Source organism: Bartonella sp. AP88XZML (assembly GCF_042195565.1).
GTDB lineage: Bacteria > Pseudomonadota > Alphaproteobacteria > Rhizobiales > Rhizobiaceae > Bartonella.
In genome coordinates, this window is sequence record NZ_JBHIOQ010000065.1 from 1 (window position 1) to 2,857 (window position 2,857).

Sequence of the window (2,857 nt, forward strand, 5' to 3'; positions counted from 1 at the left end):
TTTTGATGCAGAACACCAAAGATTTGTCTCAAGTCACCCTTACGTGACCGGTCCACGCTTTTCTTCTGTTAACGCACAAAGTTGGACAGCCCATCAAGATGAGGCTTTAGCCTTTCGGGTGCTCGCTGCCCGCTATAGGCAAACAGAAAAGATTGTCGATTTAGGCACCTTTGACCTTGTAGACTGCTCTGATTTGCAAATACGCGCAGCCATTGAGTTGCCTTCAAGTGAGTGTTCTGTCATCTTTGAAATTGAACGAAACAATGGCACAATTTATCAACTCCTGCCCTTTCAATTGCTCAGTCTTACTGAATATATCAGTGAAAAGGTAAAGCTTCGTGCCATTCTTAAAGGAACAGAGAAACTCTCACCTGTTTTGTTTGCTCCTGTTCAATTGATTGCGGGGAAGATCCATAAAGAAGCCACCTATGTCACGCGTGCTTTTGCCTTTGGGGAAAAGGCAAGGTTGACCAGTTATATCAAAACATTTTTACCGGGCGGTGCAACCTTCACTTGCGAGATGCAGTTGGATGATGGTGGTTTCACCCCTTTGAAACTTGACGAAACAGAACAACTCGCTGAACCACTTTGGACAGAGCGCAAATTTATCAGTGGTGATAAAGGCGCCAAACAAGCGCGCTTGAAATTGACCCTTACCGGTGGACCTGCTGCGCGGTCCATGGTGTGTGATTTTGGCGCTGGCATATTATGAGGGAAAACAGAGATGACCAAAACCAAAAAACTCGACATGGAATTGCCTAAAGAAGGTCGTTTTATCAGTTCTGAATTCCCAATCTTGCGCGAAAACTTGACCAAAATTGATCAAGCTCTTTTGGCTGTTGAGGAAAAGGTAGACCAAAAAGCGCCTTCACAACACACGCATACCATAAGCGAAATCACAAATCTAGAAAGCACTCTCAATGGCAAAATGGCAGCGGATAAAACTTTCTCATTTGCTGATTTAAGCGATATCGAAGGCGCACACGATGCCGCAAATAATTATGTTCTCTATAAATCAAGCAATAATAACTTCACCTTTGGCAGTGCTGTCTCACTGTTAGGCGCACATCAACATAAAACCGAAGATATCGTGGGTCTTGATGATTTTAGAGCCAAGATCAATGAAGATCTCACAAGCTATGGTCGCTTAGCCAGCCCAAATGAATGGCAAAGTTATAATAAATTTACCAGCAAAATCACTATGAGTGGTGGCTTAGAACTGTTGGGTAATTCGTCGTTTAATCTCACCCATAATGGTGAAATAGTTACCAGTTTAAGCACAAATGGAAGTACCTTGAAAGGACCTTTAAAAGTGGATGGAGATCTTGTTTATACGAAAGCGCAAGTGGATGCTCTTTTGGATGCTTTAATCAAAAAGCGTAAAGAAGAGTACATTGAAATCGTTATGTTGCAGAGTGGTAATATTCCTTGGCCTGATGGGGTGACAGATGACACTGATATTGAAATCATGGCTTGGGGAGGTGGCGGGAGCGGTGGCCAACGTGGAGGAGGTGGTGGTGGTGAATGTATTTCTTTAAAGATTCAAAAACGCCAATTACAGAATAATGATGTAGTGGCTATTGGAAAAGGCGGATATGGAAATGGTGTTAATGGTGGTAATACGCTAGTTGGTTCTATTCTTACAGCACGGGGTGGTAAGGGGAATAACGGTTATATTGGTGGAAATAGTGGTGGTGGAGTTTCAGGTGGTTATGGAACTGCAAGTGGTAGTAATAATAATGGTTATGCGGGAAAAGAACATCCTTGGCATGGAGGCGGAGGAGGTGGTGGTGGCTTTAATGATAGTTGTGGCGGTGATGGAGGGGATAGTACCTATGGTGGAGCAGGTGGAGGTGGGAGTGGTGGGAGTGGTGGTAGTGGTATAGCTAATAATGGAGGTAAGGGAGGAAAAAGCCAGTATGGTGGCAATGGAGGAAGCGGAGCTGAAAAAGGATATGGCGGCGGTGGCGGTGGCGGTTATCGAGATGGTGAAGATGGAACAGTAAATGGTGCTGGACGGGGTGGTGATGGCGCAGTTAAATTAAAGATCTTTGTATAAGCGTTTAAAGGCTTGTATGCTCTTCCGTCTTTAAGTCCCCTTTAAAGCCCTTTAAAAGGGCTTTTTGACTGACAGTGTCAGACTTATGAAAGGGAGCTCTTGTTGTTATGGTCTCTTCATTGATTTGGAGAGCAAAATGGCAATAGAATTTAATCATGGGATTCGCATTGTAGAGGCTGGTGAGGATTCCCGTCCTTTAGCAACATTTGATCAGACCGCCATTGGGGCGGTTGTTACAGCCCCTGATGCTGACAACCAAGTTTTTCCCCTCGACGAGCCCGTGTTGGTCTTCACCCATGAGACAGAAAAAATCCAAAAGCTTGGAACAAGAGGCACAGCTCTTGATGTTATTAATGCTGTGTGCGCACAGGGGATTGAGGCACAAATTATTCTTGTGCGGGTGGAAGAAAAGTCAACCATTGCTGAGACACAAACCGAAATGGTGGGATCCAATACTCACTTGACCGGTGTGCATGCCTTAGCGCATGCGCGGGGGCATTTGGGTGTGGAACCTGGAATTCTCTTAGCACCGGCTTATAGTGCAGGGCGGATTGACAATGGCAAAAACCCCGTGGCAGACGCTTTGGAACAGGTTGCAGAAAAGCTACAAGCGATTGCGGTTTTTGATACGGGTGGTAAAAACACGCAAGAAAGCCTTACCTATCGCGCAGATTTTTCCTCACGCTTTTGTTATTTGATTGACCCCTTTGTACGGGTGGCAAATCGTGAGGGGGGTGTTAGTGTTAAACCCGCAAGTCCTTTTGCAGCAGCCATGTTTATCAAACGTGACAAGCAAAG

Annotated in this window: 1 protein-coding gene and 2 pseudogenes; all 3 read left to right on the plus strand. The window is 45.0% G+C overall.

All coding sequences use genetic code 11. The annotated features are described in order from the left end of the window. Positions 1–712: pseudogene (locus ACFIK2_RS07670) on the plus strand (DUF4815 domain-containing protein); the annotation flags it as partial. A 12-nt stretch (positions 713–724) separates the two neighbouring features. After that, positions 725–2,059 carry a Bgr_08870 family protein gene (locus ACFIK2_RS07675; protein ID WP_375677109.1) on the plus strand — a complete coding sequence of 445 codons (1,335 nt, stop codon included), beginning with the start codon at positions 725–727 and terminating at the stop codon, positions 2,057–2,059. Positions 2,060–2,195: 136 nt separating this feature from the next. Further along, positions 2,196–2,857: pseudogene (locus ACFIK2_RS07680) on the plus strand (phage tail protein); the annotation flags it as partial.

Excerpts from the sequence above, each read along its gene's own strand:
- ACFIK2_RS07675 (WP_375677109.1), top strand. The coding sequence starts at position 725 with ATGACCAAAACCAAAAAACTCGACATGGAATTGCCTAAAGAAGGTCGT.